Here is a 13,978-nt window from a genome sequence, read left to right as displayed (position 1 = left end):
TGCGTAGCTAGCGGAAAGAGAGAGGTAAATCCAATGGCTGGACCCCAGCGCCGCGGTGGCGGTGCCGGTGGCGGCGAGCGGCGGGACCGGAAGGGCCGTGACGGCGGCGCAGCTGCCGCCGAGAAGACCGCGTACGTTGAGCGCGTCGTCGCGATCAACCGCGTCGCCAAGGTTGTGAAGGGTGGTCGTCGCTTCAGCTTCACTGCGCTCGTCGTAGTGGGCGACGGTGACGGCACCGTGGGTGTCGGTTACGGCAAGGCCAAGGAGGTGCCGGCCGCCATCGCCAAGGGCGTTGAGGAGGCCAAGAAGCACTTCTTCAAGGTCCCCCGTATCCAGGGCACCATCCCGCACCCCATCCAGGGTGAGAAGGCTGCCGGCGTCGTCCTGCTCAAGCCAGCGTCCCCCGGTACCGGTGTTATCGCCGGTGGTCCGGTGCGCGCCGTGCTCGAGTGCGCCGGTATCCACGACGTGCTGTCGAAGTCGCTCGGCTCCGACAACGCGATCAACATCGTGCACGCGACCGTGGAGGCCCTGAAGGGTCTGCAGCGTCCCGAGGAGATCGCGGCGCGCCGTGGTCTGCCCCTCGAGGACGTCGCTCCCGCGGCTCTTCTCCGTGCGCGTGCCGGGGCGGGTGCGTAATCATGGCGCAGCTCAAGATTACGCAGGTCAAGTCCTACATCGGCAGCAAGCAGAACCACCGTGACACCCTGCGTTCCCTTGGTCTCAAGGGCATCAACACGCAGGTCGTCAAGGAGGACCGCCCCGAGTTCCGCGGCATGGTGCACACCGTCCGCCACCTCGTGACGGTCGAGGAGGTCGACTGATCATGGCGGAGAACAACCCGCTCAAGATCCACAACCTCCGTCCCGCCCCCGGTGCCAAGACCGCGAAGACCCGTGTCGGTCGTGGTGAGGCGTCGAAGGGTAAGACGGCCGGTCGTGGTACCAAGGGTACGAAGGCCCGCTACCAGGTTCCGGAGCGCTTCGAGGGTGGCCAGATGCCCCTCCACATGCGTCTCCCGAAGCTGAAGGGCTTCAAGAACCCCTTCAAGACGGAGTTCCAGGTCGTGAACCTGGACAAGCTCGCCGCCCTCTACCCCGAGGGTGGGGAGGTCACCGTTGCCGACCTGGTCGACAAGGGTGCCGTCCGCAAGAACAGCCTCGTCAAGGTCCTCGGCCAGGGCGAGATCTCCGTGGCGCTGCAGGTGACGGTCGACGCCGTCTCCGGCTCCGCCAAGGAGAAGATCACCGCCGCCGGCGGTACCGTCACCGAGCTCGTCTGAACACACCAGGTGTCTCGATGACTTGAGCGATCCCGACCGGGGATACCCCACAAATGGGGTATCCCCGGTTGGTCGTTCCTAGGGAAGCAGTCTCGCCGGTAAGGTGACCTGCGCTGCCCGTTTTCACAGGGTGCTCCCATCCGGGCACTCGCCGCGGCAGTTAAACGTTACGTAAGTCGTCCTCATCAGAATCTCAAAACCGTCACCCTTGACGCAGTAGCGCGGGGGTCGCAGGAGGCACCGTGCTCACCGCGTTCGCCCGGGCGTTCAAGACGCCCGACCTGCGCAAGAAGCTGCTCTTCACGCTCGGCATCATCGTGATCTACCGGGTCGGTACGCATGTGCCGATCCCCGGTGTCGACTACACCGCTGTCCAGTTCTGTATCGATCAGGCCCAGACCAACACGGGTCTCTTCGGTCTGGTGAACATGTTCAGCGGCGGCGCGCTGCTGCAGATCACGATCTTCGCGCTCGGCATCATGCCGTACATCACGGCGAGCATCATTCTGCAGCTGCTGACCGTGGTGATCCCGCGTCTGGAAGCCCTGAAGAAGGAGGGGCAGGCCGGTACGGCGAAGATCACGCAGTACACCCGTTACCTGACGGTGGCCCTGGCGATCCTTCAGGGCACCGGCCTGGTGGCCACCGCCCGTAGCGGCTCGCTGTTCAGCGGCTGTGCGCAGGCCGGTCTGATCGTCCCCGACCAGTCGATCTACACCACCGTCGTCATGGTCATCACCATGACCGCCGGTACGGCCCTCGTCATGTGGCTCGGTGAGCTCATCACCGACCGCGGCATCGGCAACGGCATGTCGATCCTGATGTTCATCTCGATCGCCGCCACGTTCCCGTCCGCCCTCTGGGCGATCAAGGAGCAGGGCGACCTGGCGGGCGGTTGGATCGAGTTCGGCACCGTCATCGCCGTCGGCCTGGTCATGGTCGCGCTCGTGGTCTTCGTCGAGCAGGCCCAGCGCCGTATTCCGGTTCAGTATGCGAAGCGCATGATCGGCCGCCGTTCCTACGGTGGCACCTCGACCTACATTCCGTTGAAGGTCAACCAGGCGGGCATTATCCCTGTGATTTTCGCCTCGTCGCTGCTCTACATTCCGGCCCTCATCGTGCAGTTCTCCAACTCCACGGCCGGCTGGGCGAGTTGGATCACCGCCAACCTGGCCGACACGGCCGCGCCGGCGCACGTCACGATCTACTTCTTCCTCATCATCTTCTTCGCCTTCTTCTACGTGGCCATCTCGTTCAACCCCGAGGAAGTCGCGGACAACATGAAGAAGTATGGTGGCTTCATCCCGGGAATCCGGGCTGGCCGACCGACCGCTGAGTACCTGAGCTACGTACTCAACCGGATCACCTGGCCGGGTTCGCTGTACCTGGGCCTGATCGCTCTCGTGCCGACAATGGCGTTGGCCGGCTTCGGGGCAAACGCCAACTTCCCGTTCGGTGGAACCAGCATCCTGATCATCGTGGGTGTGGGTCTGGAGACGGTGAAGCAGATCGAGAGCCAGCTCCAGCAGCGCAATTACGAAGGGTTCCTCCGCTGATGCGTATCGTCCTCGTCGGGCCGCCGGGTGCCGGTAAGGGAACGCAGGCCGCGTTCCTGGCCAAGAACCTGTCGATCCCGCACATCTCCACGGGCGACCTGTTCCGGGCCAACATCAGCAAGCAGACGGAACTCGGCAAACTCGCGAAGTCCTACATGGACAAGGGCGAGCTGGTGCCGGACGAGGTCACCATCGCGATGGCCAAGGACCGCATGGAGCAGCCGGACGCCGAGCAGGGCTTCCTGCTCGACGGCTTCCCGCGCAACGTCTCGCAGGCCGAGGCGCTGGACGTGACGCTCCAGGACGAGTCCATGAACCTGGACGCGGTGCTGGACCTGGAGGTCCCCGAGGACGAGGTCGTCAAGCGGATCGCCGGTCGTCGCATCTGCCGCAACGACTCCGCCCACGTCTTCCACGTCACGTACAAGAAGCCGAAGCAGGAGGGCGTCTGCGACGCCTGCGGCGGCGAGCTGTACCAGCGTGACGACGACTCCGAGGAGACGGTGCGCAAGCGCCTGGAGGTCTACCACACCCAGACCGAGCCGATCATCGACTACTACAAGGCCCAGGGCCTCGTGGTGACGATCTCGGCCCTCGGTCCGGTGGAGGAAGTCACCCAGCGCGCCATGGAGGCGCTCAAGCGTGAGGACGACGACAAGTAGGTCGTCGGTCGGTACGTCGGCCGCGGTGCCCGTGAGGGGCGCCGCGGCCGTACTGTTGTGTAGGCAAAAACGCGAGAACGAGATCTCGTGCCTCGTGGACACGAAGGAAGACGGAGAGCGCAGGCCCCCATGGTGCAGATCAAGAGTCCCGAGCAGATCGCCAAGATGCGTGAGGCGGGGCTGGTCGTCGCCGCCATTCACGCGGCCACCCGGGAGGCCGCCGTGCCGGGCGCCTCCACGAAGGACCTCGACGAGGTCGCCCGCAAGGTGCTCGCGGAGCACGGGGCCAAGTCGAACTTCCTCGGATACGGCGGCTTCCCGGCGACGATCTGCACCTCGGTGAACGAGGTCGTGGTCCACGGGATCCCGAGCGACGAGGTCGTCCTGAAGGACGGCGACATCATCTCCATCGACTGCGGTGCGATCGTCGACGGCTGGCACGGTGACGCCGCCTACACCGCGTTCGTGGGGTCCGGTCACGCTCCGGAGCTGCTTGAGCTGTCGCGGGTGACCGAGGAGTCCATGTGGGCCGGGATCGCCGCGATGAAGCTGGGCAACCGGCTCGTGGACGTCTCCCGGGCCATCGAGACGTACATCCGCCGGCAGCCGAAGCCGGGCGGGGGGAAGTACGGGATCGTCGAGGACTACGGCGGCCACGGCATCGGGACCGAGATGCACATGGACCCGCATCTGCTGAACTACGTCGAGCGGCGGCGGGGCAAGGGGCCGAAGCTGGTGCCCGGGTTCTGTCTCGCGATCGAGCCGATGGTGTCGCTGGGTACGCCGAAGACCGAGGTGCTCGCGGACGACTGGACCGTGGTGACGACGGACGGGACGTGGTCGTCGCACTGGGAGCACTCCGTCGCGCTGACCGAGCAGGGTCCCCTTGTGCTGACGGCTCCCGACGGGGGCAAGGCCAAGCTGGCGGAGTTCGGGATCACCGCGGCTCCTGACCCGGTCGGCTGAAGTCCTGCCGCCGGGTGCGGCTGGGTCGCGGCGCTGCCGCGGGCCGGAGTAATGATCTTCCACGGTGGGCAGTCTTACCCGAATTCGTGTTTCTCGGGGGCCTGACGTAGACTGACTCGTCGGCTCTCGTGTTTCCGTATGTCTTCATCCGGCTACGCGGAGTCGATCAAGGTAGTCGATTCGAAGGGCGAAGCGTGGCCAAGAAGCAAGGTGCCATCGAGATCGAGGGCACTGTCGTCGAGTCTCTGCCGAACGCCATGTTCAAGGTCGAGCTCCAGAACGGCCACCAGGTCCTGGCACACATCAGCGGCAAGATGCGTATGCACTACATCCGTATCCTCCCTGACGACCGGGTCGTGGTGGAGCTGTCTCCGTACGACCTGACGCGTGGCCGGATCGTCTACCGCTACAAGTAGATCTTGCCCCCGCTCTCCGTGCCCCGGTTCTCCGGGACGCGGGTGGTGGCACTGACCCGGAGAACCTCACCCCATGAAGGTCAAGCCGAGCGTCAAGAAGATCTGCGACAAGTGCAGGGTGATCCGCCGTCACGGTCGGGTCATGGTCATCTGCGAGAACCCGCGCCACAAGCAGCGCCAGGGCTGACGCACGTTCGACCACACCCTCTGCATCGACATCGCAGGGATTCGCGCGACGCGAGCTGAATTGTTCATACGCAGGACCCAGACGCCGCACGGCGTCTGACACCCCCGGCTCGGAGGCCGGGGACCCGGTTCGTACCTGGTACGGCGGCCGGGAGCCGGTCCTGTGGAAGACCTCCGACAATCACCAGGAGCCATTGAATGGCACGCGTTTCCGGTGTTGACATCCCGCGCGACAAGCGCGTGGAGGTCGCCCTCACCTATGTGTTCGGCATCGGCCGGACCCTCTCCCAGGAGACGCTGGCAGCGACCGGCGTCAACCCCGACACCCGCGTCCGCGACCTCTCCGAGGAGCAGCTCGTCGCGATCCGCGAGTACGTGGACAACAACATCAAGACCGAGGGTGACCTCCGTCGCGAGGTCCAGGCCGACATCCGCCGCAAGGTGGAGATCGGCTGCTACCAGGGCCTCCGTCACCGTCGTGGTCTGCCCGTCCGCGGTCAGCGCACCAGCACCAACGCCCGCACCCGCAAGGGCCCGCGTCGCGCCATCGCCGGCAAGAAGAAGCCGGGCAAGAAGTAGTCCTCAGCGGACAACGCTTCATCAGCGGTCTTCGCTGTAGGACCGACCACCTCCCCGTAGGAGTTTGTAGATGCCCCCCAAGGGTCGTCAGGGCGCTGCCAAGAAGGTGCGCCGCAAGGAAAAGAAGAACGTCGCTCACGGCCACGCGCACATCAAGAGCACGTTCAACAACACGATCGTCTCCATCACGGACCCCTCGGGCAACGTGATCTCCTGGGCCTCCGCCGGTCACGTCGGCTTCAAGGGCTCCCGGAAGTCCACGCCGTTCGCCGCGCAGATGGCAGCCGAGTCGGCCGCCCGTCGCGCGCAGGAGCACGGCATGCGCAAGGTCGACGTGTTCGTCAAGGGCCCGGGCTCGGGTCGTGAGACGGCCATCCGTTCGCTCCAGGCGACCGGTCTCGAGGTCGGCTCCATCCAGGACGTCACGCCCACCCCGCACAACGGCTGCCGTCCCCCCAAGCGCCGCCGCGTCTGACCCCTCGGGTCGGATACGCGACTGCTTGGTCTGAGGTTTTCGGGCGGTATGGCTCTTCGGAGGCATATCGCCCGTACCCTTGTACGTAAACTCCGTCAGGCTCCGCCTGGTGGCTCAGGGCGTCAAATAGCGGGCGCCCCTGACAGAAGGATCACCACATGCTGATCGCTCAGCGTCCCTCGTTGACCGAAGAGGTCGTCGACGAGTTCCGCTCCCGGTTCGTGATCGAGCCGCTGGAGCCGGGCTTCGGTTACACCCTCGGCAACTCCCTGCGTCGCACGCTCCTGTCGTCGATCCCCGGTGCGGCTGTCACCAGCATCCGGATCGACGGTGTCCTGCACGAGTTCACCACCGTGCCGGGCGTCAAGGAGGACGTCACCGACCTGATCCTCAACATCAAGCAGCTGGTCGTCTCCTCGGAGCACGACGAGCCGGTCGTGATGTACCTGCGCAAGCAGGGCCCGGGTCTGGTCACCGCCGCCGACATCGCGCCCCCGGCCGGTGTCGAGGTGCACAACCCCGACCTCGTCCTCGCCACGCTCAACGGCAAGGGCAAGCTGGAGATGGAGCTGACGGTCGAGCGTGGCCGCGGTTACGTCTCCGCCGTGCAGAACAAGCAGGTGGGCCAGGAGATCGGCCGTATCCCGGTCGACTCCATCTACTCGCCGGTTCTCAAGGTCACGTACAAGGTCGAGGCCACGCGTGTCGAGCAGCGCACCGACTTCGACAAGCTGATCGTCGACGTCGAGACCAAGCAGGCGATGCGTCCGCGTGACGCCATGGCCTCCGCCGGTAAGACGCTGGTCGAGCTGTTCGGTCTCGCCCGCGAGCTGAACATCGACGCCGAGGGCATCGACATGGGTCCGTCCCCGACGGACGCCGCGCTCGCCGCCGATCTGGCGCTGCCGATCGAGGAGCTGGAGCTCACCGTTCGGTCGTACAACTGCCTCAAGCGTGAGGGCATCCACTCCGTGGGTGAGCTCGTCGCTCGTTCCGAGGCGGACCTCCTGGACATCCGCAACTTCGGTGCGAAGTCCATCGACGAGGTCAAGGCGAAGCTGGCCGGCATGGGCCTGGCCCTGAAGGACAGCCCGCCCGGATTCGACCCCACGGCCGCCGCCGACGCCTTCGGCGCCGACGACGACGCGGACGCGGGTTTCGTGGAGACCGAGCAGTACTGACCGTACTGACCGGTCGTTGCCGGTGAGCATCCGCTCATCGGGTTCCTGACCCCGGTACCTGATACGGCCGGGGCAGACACACAGGAGAAGAACAATGCCGAAGCCCACCAAGGGTGCCCGTCTGGGCGGCAGTGCCGCGCACGAGAAGCTGCTGCTCGCGAACCTCGCGAAGTCGCTCTTCGAGCACGGTCGGATCACCACCACCGAGGCGAAGGCCCGCCGTCTGCGGCCCTACGCCGAGCGTCTGGTCACCAAGGCGAAGAAGGGCGACCTTCACAACCGCCGCCAGGTGCTCCAGGTCATCACGGACAAGAGCGTCGTGCACACGCTCTTCACCGAGATCGGCCCGCGGTACGAGAACCGTCCGGGTGGCTACACCCGGATCACCAAGATCGGTAACCGTCGTGGCGACAACGCGCCCATGGCTGTCATCGAGCTGGTCGAGGCGCTGACGGTCGCGCAGCAGGCGACGGGTGAGGCCGAGGCCGCCACCAAGCGTGCGGTCAAGGAGTCCGAGGAGGCCAAGGTCGAGGAGACCAAGGCCGACGAGGCGACCGAGGCTCCGGCCGAGGAGTCGAAGGACGCGTAGGCGTTCTGCCGGGGGGCTGTGCGTCTGCGGCTGCGGGTTCGTGGTGGTTGTTCGCGCCCACGCGGCGGAGCCGCACATCGATACAGTCCCGCGCCCCTTCAGGGCGTTGGCGGGCCCGTCCCTTTCGAGGGGCGGGCCCGCTTTTGTGTTGCTGAGAGGATCTCTGAGTGAGTGACGAAGTACAGCCCGGGCATGTCCGGGTGCGCCTCGACCTGTCGTACGACGGTGCCGAGTTCTCCGGGTGGGCCAAGCAGGCCGCAGGGCGGCGGACCGTGCAGGGGGAGATCGAGGACGCCCTGCGGACGGTCACCCGGTCCCGGGAGACCTATGAGCTGACCGTGGCCGGGCGGACCGACGCCGGGGTGCACGCGCGGGGCCAGGTGGCGCACGTGGATCTGCCGGAGGCCGTGTGGCGTGAGCACCACGAGAAGCTGCTGAAGCGGCTCGCGGGGCGGCTGTCGAGGGATGTGCGGGTGTGGGCGCTCAGGGAGGCGCCCAGCGGCTTCAACGCGCGGTTCTCGGCGATCTGGCGGCGGTACGCCTATCGGGTCACCGACAATCCCGGCGGTGTCGATCCGTTGCTGCGCGGTCACGTCCTGTGGCACGACTGGCCGCTGGACGTGGACGCCATGAACGAGGCGGCGCGGCGGCTGCTGGGGGAGCACGACTTCGCCGCGTACTGCAAGCGGCGGGAGGGGGCGACCACCATCCGTACGCTGCAGGAGCTGAGCCTGGTGCGGGGCGACGACGGGATCATCACCGCCACCGTCCGGGCCGACGCCTTCTGCCACAACATGGTGCGCTCGCTGATCGGGGCCCTGCTGTTCGTGGGGGACGGTCACCGGGGGCCCGAGTGGCCCGGGAAGGTGCTGGCCGCCGGGGTGCGGGACTCCGCCGTGCATGTCGTACGGCCGCACGGGCTGACCCTGGAGGAGGTCGGCTACCCGGCGGACGAGCTGCTGGCCGCGCGGAGCAGGGAGGCGCGGAACCGGCGGAGTCTGCCGGGGGTGCCCGGGGGCGGCTGCTGCTGACCCCGGGGCGGCTTCGCTCGGCCTACTGCCCGTTGGCCGCGGCGGCTGCCTGGGTCTCGCCGCGGCGGCGGATCTGTCCGTACGTGGAGCCGCTGAGGTCGTCGCCGGCGGTGAAGACGGCCTTGTCCTTCTCCTTCACGTCCGTGCCGTCGGTGAAGCCGGAGAGCGTGAAGTACGTGTAGCGGCCGTAGGAGTTGGCGGTCGTCCGGCACACCGTCGTACGGCAGAAGACGGGGACGCCCTCACCGGAGAGGGAGACGATGGTGCTCTGCTTGTCCCAGTCGTCCTTGACCTTGGTCGCCTTGGCCTCGGTGTCGAACAGGGCGACGCCGATGGTGGTCGCGACCTTGTCCCGGAAGTAGGTCACGCGCATGAAGCGGGTGCAGTCGTTGTCGGTGAGGAGCTTGTCGAGGGTGCCCTGGACGGCCGAGGCGCAGTCCTTCGTCGAGGCCGTGGCGCCCTTGCGGTAGACGACACCCTCGCGCTTGGTCAGCTGGGAGCCCGGGAAGAGGATGTCCGGGCTGATCGGCGCCTTGTCCTTGCCCGAGCTGGAGATGAAGTCCTTCGGGTTCAGCGGGGGCGGGGCCGACGTCGGTGCGAACGACGGGTCCGTCTTGGCGCTGGCGCTCGGGATGCCCTCCGTGGCCGGCAGGTCGTTCGGGCCGTTCGCCGTGGCGCTGCCGTTGTCGGTGTTGACGACGGCGACCGCCACGGCGACGCCTATGCCGACCGTGGCGAGGGCGCCGCCGACGATCAGCAGGAGTCTGCGGCGCCTGTTGCGTGTTTCGGACTGCTCGGCGAGTGACGCCCAGTCCGGGGTCTGGTTATTGGAGGAACTCCACTGATTGTCCCACGGATTGTGGGAACCCCCGGGGCTCCACTGAGACCCCCCCTGCCCAAAGCTCATGGGCCGCAGTTTAGACGGGCGAGGGGAGGTCTTTGTCAGTTCCAGGTCACGCCCTGGTACCGGGTTACCGCTCGGTACCGGGTGACGCCTCGTCCCCCTCGGACGTGAACTTCACCCGGCCGCCGATTGCGGCCTGCATGGCTGAACCACGCGCCCTCGACGCGCGGGGCCGGGTGGTATCGAACTCGCGGGCGAAGTCGATCGACGGGTGCCGCGGGCGACGGGCCCGGGGCCGTTTTGACCCGTCCGGGGCTGCCCGAGTACTCTTGCGGATTGTTATGCGTATTGGCTTGGTCGCTCTCAGGCGAGAAGCCCTTGCGTAGGTTCCCTGGAGCAGTTACCAGTGGGCGGCATACGGGCAGCGTTCCCGGCACTGTCGTCCCCAGCTGCACGATCGCTTCAGTGATGCCATGTGTCACCACCCATCCACTGAAGAAGAAGGCTGCGAAGTGCGTACGTACAGCCCCAAGCCCGGCGATGTGACTCGCCAGTGGCACGTCATTGACGCACAGGACATCGTCCTGGGCCGTCTGGCTACCACTGCTGCGAACCTCCTCCGCGGCAAGCACAAGCCGACCTATGCCCCTCACATGGACATGGGCGACTTCGTCATCATCATCAACGCCGACAAGGTTCACCTGTCCGGCAACAAGAAGACCCAGAAGCTGGCGTACCGCCACTCCGGCTACCCGGGTGGTCTGCGCTCCGTCCGTTACGACGAGCTGCTGGCGAAGAACCCCGAGAAGGCCGTCGAGAAGGCCATCAAGGGCATGATCCCCAAGAACTCCCTGGGCCGTCAGATGCTCTCGAAGCTGAAGGTCTACTCGGGCGACCAGCACCCCCACGCTGCGCAGCAGCCGGTGCCGTTCGAGATCACCCAGGTCGCGCAGTAGTTCCGGCCACACCCCCAAACAGAAAAGATCTGAGGAGCATCGTGGCCGAGACCACCGCTGAGCAGCCGGTCGAAGAGACCGAGACCGAGCTTGTCGACATCGACAGCTACACCACCGAGTCCGAGGTCCCCGTCGAGGGCGACTACACCTCGGAGTCCCTCGCCGGCCGCTTCGGCGACCCGCAGCCGGCCGCCGGCCTGGGCCGTCGCAAGAACGCCATCGCCCGCGTCCGGATCGTCCCGGGCTCCGGCAAGTGGAAGATCAACGGTCGCACCCTTGAGGACTACTTCCCCAACAAGGTGCACCAGCAGGAAGTCAACGAGCCCTTCAAGGTGCTGGAGCTCGAAGGCCGTTACGACGTCATCGCCCGCATCGCCGGTGGCGGTGTCTCCGGTCAGGCCGGTGCGCTCCGTCTCGGTGTCGCCCGCGCGCTGAACGAGGCCGACGTCGACAACAACCGTGGCGCCCTCAAGAAGGCCGGCTTCCTCCGCCGCGACGACCGTGCGGTCGAGCGCAAGAAGGCCGGTCTGAAGAAGGCCCGCAAGGCTCCGCAGTACAGCAAGCGCTAAATCGCGCTCGCGCCACTGGCGCGATTCGCGTGCGTCGCGCATTGCGCGTATCGCCCCGGTGGCACGTATCCGTGCCGCCGGGGCGGTTTGCTTGGCAGGGCGTACCAGCACGCGTCCGTTCATCGCAGGCTTATCCACAGACTGTCGGTACAACCCCGAACGGGGGAGGACAGTCTCAGGGGATGTACTTGGTCCGGGGATTGCCGGGACACTCGTGACCATCAGTACGAGCCGCACATTCTGAGCAATTTCGGAGGACACCACAGTGGGACGACTCTTCGGCACGGACGGCGTGCGCGGTGTCGCCAACGCGGATCTGACGGCCGAGCTCGCGCTCGGACTCTCCGTCGCGGCGGCACACGTACTCGCCGAGGCGGGAACGTTCGAGGGCCACAAGCCGGTGGCGGTGGTCGGGCGGGATCCGCGAGCGTCCGGGGAGTTCCTGGAGGCGGCCGTGGTGGCCGGCCTCGCCAGCGCGGGTGTCGACGTGCTGCGCGTCGGTGTGCTGCCCACCCCCGCGGTGGCGTTCCTCACCGGTGAGCTGGGCGCCGACCTCGGTGTGATGCTCTCCGCCAGCCACAACGCCATGCCGGACAACGGGATCAAGTTCTTCGCCCGCGGCGGCCACAAGCTCGCCGACGAGCTGGAGGACAGGATCGAGGGCGTCTACGAGGAGCACCGCACCGGGGCTCCCTGGGAGCGGCCCACGGGCGCGGGCGTCGGGCGCGTCCGGTCCTACGACGACGGCTTCGGGCGGTACGTCGAGCACCTGCTCTCCGTCCTCCCCAACCGGCTCGACGGAATCAAGGTCGTCCTCGACGAGGCGCACGGTGCCGCAGCCGGGGTCTCGCCGGAGGCGTTCACCCGCGCCGGCGCCGAGATCGTCACGATCGGGGCCGAGCCGGACGGGCTCAACATCAACGACGGGTGCGGGTCGACGCACCTCGGGCCACTGAAGGCCGCCGTCCTGGAGCACGGGGCGCACCTCGGCATCGCGCACGACGGCGACGCGGACCGGTGCCTCGCGGTGGACCACGAGGGCAACGAGGTCGACGGGGACCAGATTCTCGCGGTGCTCGCGCTGGCGATGCGGGAGCGCTCCGAGCTGCGGGCCGACACGGTCGTGGCGACGGTGATGTCCAACCTCGGCTTCAAGCTGGCGCTGGAGCGGGAGGGGCTGCGGCTGGTGCAGACCGCGGTCGGGGACCGGTACGTGCTGGAGGAGATGAAGGAGCACGGGTACGCGCTCGGGGGCGAGCAGTCCGGGCACGTGATCATCTCCGACCACGCGACGACGGGTGACGGCACGCTGACGGGGCTGCTGCTGGCGGCTCGGGTCGCGCAGACCGGCCGTACGCTGCAGGAGTTGGCCGGGGTCATGGAGCGGTTGCCGCAGGTGCTCATCAACGTGCCGGACGTGGATCGGTCGCGGGTGTCCACGTCCGCGGAGCTGGCGGCTGCGGTCGCCGAGGCCGAGGGTGAACTCGGCTCCACGGGGCGGGTGTTGTTGCGGCCGTCCGGGACCGAGCCGTTGGTGCGGGTGATGGTGGAGGCCGCCGACATCGAGCAGGCCCGGGCGGTTGCCGGGCGGCTGGCTGACGCGGTGAAGTCCGCGCTCGGCTGAAGCGCCGGGTAGGGGCGTGGGGTGCTGTCCGTTGCGGGCCGCGGGGTCGTCGTGGCTTGTCGCGCAGTTCCTCGCGCCCCCTTTTTTTGGTGGGGCCCTGGCTATGAAGCGCTGCGTTGCCTTGACCACAGCCACTTCTGGAGGAGCAGGGTGAGGGTGCCCGCCAGGATGATGCCCAGGAGGTTCAGGAGCAGTTGCTCTGTGGAGCCCACCGTCTGTTTCGTGTCGCCGTAGGCCAGGGCCACCGCCGCGTTCGCGGCGGCCGGGACCGTGGTGACCGAGATGGCCACGCCCACCAGGGCTCCGGACTTGGCCGAGGTCAGGGAAAGGGTGCCCGCGATGCCCGCCAGGACCGCCACGATGAAGGAGAAGGCGTCGGGGGCGTAGACGAAGGCGGTGTTGGGGCGGTCGGCCTCCAGCTTGGCCTCGGTGAAGTAGCCGAGCGCGTCCATGAAGAGGCTGAAGGCGACCGTCGCCGCCATGGCCGCCGCGAAGCCCACGAGGAGGGCGATCAGGGAGCGCAGGGCGAGGCGTGGGTGGCGTTGGACGATGGACGTGCTGATGCCGGCCAGGGGGCCGAACTCGGGGCCGACGGCCATCGCGCCGACGATCAGGACCGCGTTGTCGAGGACCACGCCGCAGGCCGCGATCATCGTGGCGAGGGTGATGAAGGCGACGTAGGTGACGGAGAGCGTCGACTCCTCGTGGGTCGCGTCCGTCAGATGCTCCCAGAGGACCGCGTCCGCGGCCTCGCCCGGCGCGTCCTTCTCGGCCTTGTCGGCGCGTTCGGAGAGCGACAGGTCGATGTTCTCGACGGCGATGGAGCCGGTTCGGTCGAGGTCCAACGCCCGGAGCGCGCCGATCAGTTCGTCGCCCGCCTCGCGTGCCACGTCGCACATGACGACGTCTCCGGCGGGGTTGCGGGCGGCACCCGGCAGGACGACGAGGTGGGCGCACCCGACCGTGCCCTCGATCAGGCGCACCACTTCGTCGGTCCGGTCGGCCGGGGTGATCAGACGCAGATGCAGCATGCCCGCAGGGTAGCCGGGCCGGGTGAAGGGG

At 67.4% G+C, this 13,978-nt stretch carries 18 protein-coding genes; 16 read left to right on the top strand and 2 right to left on the bottom strand.

Going from position 1 to position 13,978, the window contains the following annotated elements:
- The first annotated feature begins 33 nt into the window (after positions 1-33).
- The 13 genes from rpsE (at position 34) to truA (ending at position 8,923) form a co-directional block, all read left to right on the top strand.
- Positions 34-639, top strand: coding sequence for a 30S ribosomal protein S5 (gene rpsE, locus K1J60_RS17175; protein ID WP_009190144.1), 606 nt, complete (start codon positions 34-36; stop codon positions 637-639).
- 2 nt (positions 640-641) lie between these two features.
- Positions 642-824, top strand: a complete 183-nt coding sequence (gene rpmD / locus K1J60_RS17170) for a 50S ribosomal protein L30 (RefSeq protein ID WP_003974250.1) — start codon at positions 642-644, stop codon at positions 822-824.
- A gap of 2 nt (positions 825-826) precedes the next feature.
- Positions 827-1,282: a 50S ribosomal protein L15 gene (gene rplO / locus K1J60_RS17165; RefSeq protein WP_005481206.1), complete on the top strand. Its 456-nt coding sequence runs from the start codon at positions 827-829 to the stop codon at positions 1,280-1,282.
- Positions 1,283-1,524: 242 nt separating this feature from the next.
- Positions 1,525-2,838: a preprotein translocase subunit SecY gene (gene secY / locus K1J60_RS17160; RefSeq protein ID WP_220646985.1), complete on the top strand. Its 1,314-nt coding sequence runs from the start codon at positions 1,525-1,527 to the stop codon at positions 2,836-2,838.
- Positions 2,838-3,500, top strand: coding sequence for an adenylate kinase (locus K1J60_RS17155; protein ID WP_033528349.1), 663 nt, complete (start codon positions 2,838-2,840; stop codon positions 3,498-3,500). Before secY ends, K1J60_RS17155 begins: the two co-directional genes overlap by 1 nt.
- A 129-nt stretch (positions 3,501-3,629) precedes the next feature.
- Positions 3,630-4,466, top strand: coding sequence for a type I methionyl aminopeptidase (gene map, locus K1J60_RS17150; protein WP_033528350.1), 837 nt, complete (start codon positions 3,630-3,632; stop codon positions 4,464-4,466).
- Between the two features lie 194 nt (positions 4,467-4,660).
- Positions 4,661-4,882 carry a translation initiation factor IF-1 gene (gene infA / locus K1J60_RS17145; protein WP_003948620.1) on the top strand — a complete coding sequence of 74 codons (222 nt, stop codon included), beginning with the start codon at positions 4,661-4,663 and terminating at the stop codon, positions 4,880-4,882.
- 73 nt (positions 4,883-4,955) lie between these two features.
- Positions 4,956-5,069 carry a 50S ribosomal protein L36 gene (gene rpmJ, locus K1J60_RS17140; RefSeq protein WP_003998809.1) on the top strand — a complete coding sequence of 38 codons (114 nt, stop codon included), beginning with the start codon at positions 4,956-4,958 and terminating at the stop codon, positions 5,067-5,069.
- Positions 5,070-5,266: 197 nt separating this feature from the next.
- Complete coding sequence (gene rpsM, locus K1J60_RS17135) at positions 5,267-5,647, top strand: 30S ribosomal protein S13 (RefSeq protein ID WP_005481202.1); 381 nt, start codon at positions 5,267-5,269, stop codon at positions 5,645-5,647.
- Between the two features lie 70 nt (positions 5,648-5,717).
- On the top strand, positions 5,718-6,122 hold the full coding sequence (gene rpsK, locus K1J60_RS17130; protein WP_003956432.1) for a 30S ribosomal protein S11: 405 nt from the start codon (positions 5,718-5,720) through the stop codon (positions 6,120-6,122).
- A gap of 158 nt (positions 6,123-6,280) precedes the next feature.
- The gene (locus tag K1J60_RS17125) at positions 6,281-7,303 is read left to right on the top strand and encodes a DNA-directed RNA polymerase subunit alpha (protein ID WP_003966937.1); all 1,023 of its coding nucleotides are present in this window, start codon (positions 6,281-6,283) and stop codon (positions 7,301-7,303) included.
- A 94-nt stretch (positions 7,304-7,397) separates the two neighbouring features.
- Complete coding sequence (gene rplQ, locus K1J60_RS17120; protein ID WP_033528351.1) at positions 7,398-7,892, top strand: 50S ribosomal protein L17; 495 nt, start codon at positions 7,398-7,400, stop codon at positions 7,890-7,892.
- 167 nt (positions 7,893-8,059) lie between these two features.
- Positions 8,060-8,923 carry a tRNA pseudouridine(38-40) synthase TruA gene (gene truA / locus K1J60_RS17115; protein ID WP_220646984.1) on the top strand — a complete coding sequence of 288 codons (864 nt, stop codon included), beginning with the start codon at positions 8,060-8,062 and terminating at the stop codon, positions 8,921-8,923.
- A 22-nt stretch (positions 8,924-8,945) separates the two neighbouring features.
- On the opposite strand, the gene K1J60_RS17110 is transcribed toward truA, so the two are convergent.
- Positions 8,946-9,830 carry a hypothetical protein gene (locus tag K1J60_RS17110; protein WP_220646983.1) on the bottom strand — a complete coding sequence of 295 codons (885 nt, stop codon included), beginning with the start codon at positions 9,828-9,830 and terminating at the stop codon, positions 8,946-8,948.
- 449 nt (positions 9,831-10,279) lie between these two features.
- Between K1J60_RS17110 and rplM the strand changes: the two genes are divergently transcribed.
- From rplM to glmM, 3 genes are all read left to right on the top strand, one after another.
- Complete coding sequence (rplM, locus tag K1J60_RS17105; protein WP_033528354.1) at positions 10,280-10,723, top strand: 50S ribosomal protein L13; 444 nt, start codon at positions 10,280-10,282, stop codon at positions 10,721-10,723.
- A 41-nt stretch (positions 10,724-10,764) separates the two neighbouring features.
- A complete protein-coding gene (gene rpsI / locus K1J60_RS17100; protein ID WP_033528355.1) occupies positions 10,765-11,292 on the top strand; it encodes a 30S ribosomal protein S9 in 528 nt (175 codons plus the stop codon).
- 265 nt (positions 11,293-11,557) lie between these two features.
- On the top strand, positions 11,558-12,916 hold the full coding sequence (gene glmM / locus K1J60_RS17095) for a phosphoglucosamine mutase (protein ID WP_220646982.1): 1,359 nt from the start codon (positions 11,558-11,560) through the stop codon (positions 12,914-12,916).
- A 101-nt stretch (positions 12,917-13,017) separates the two neighbouring features.
- Here the strand turns inward: glmM and K1J60_RS17090 are convergent, their stop codons facing one another.
- Complete coding sequence (locus K1J60_RS17090; protein ID WP_220646981.1) at positions 13,018-13,947, bottom strand: DUF389 domain-containing protein; 930 nt, start codon at positions 13,945-13,947, stop codon at positions 13,018-13,020.
- Positions 13,948-13,978: the final 31 nt, after the last annotated feature.

It is taken from the genome of Streptomyces akebiae (assembly GCF_019599145.1).
GTDB classification, from domain to species: domain Bacteria; phylum Actinomycetota; class Actinomycetes; order Streptomycetales; family Streptomycetaceae; genus Streptomyces; species Streptomyces akebiae.
The sequence above is the reverse complement of the archived record's forward strand: the minus strand, read 5'-3'. Positions and strand labels throughout refer to the sequence as shown.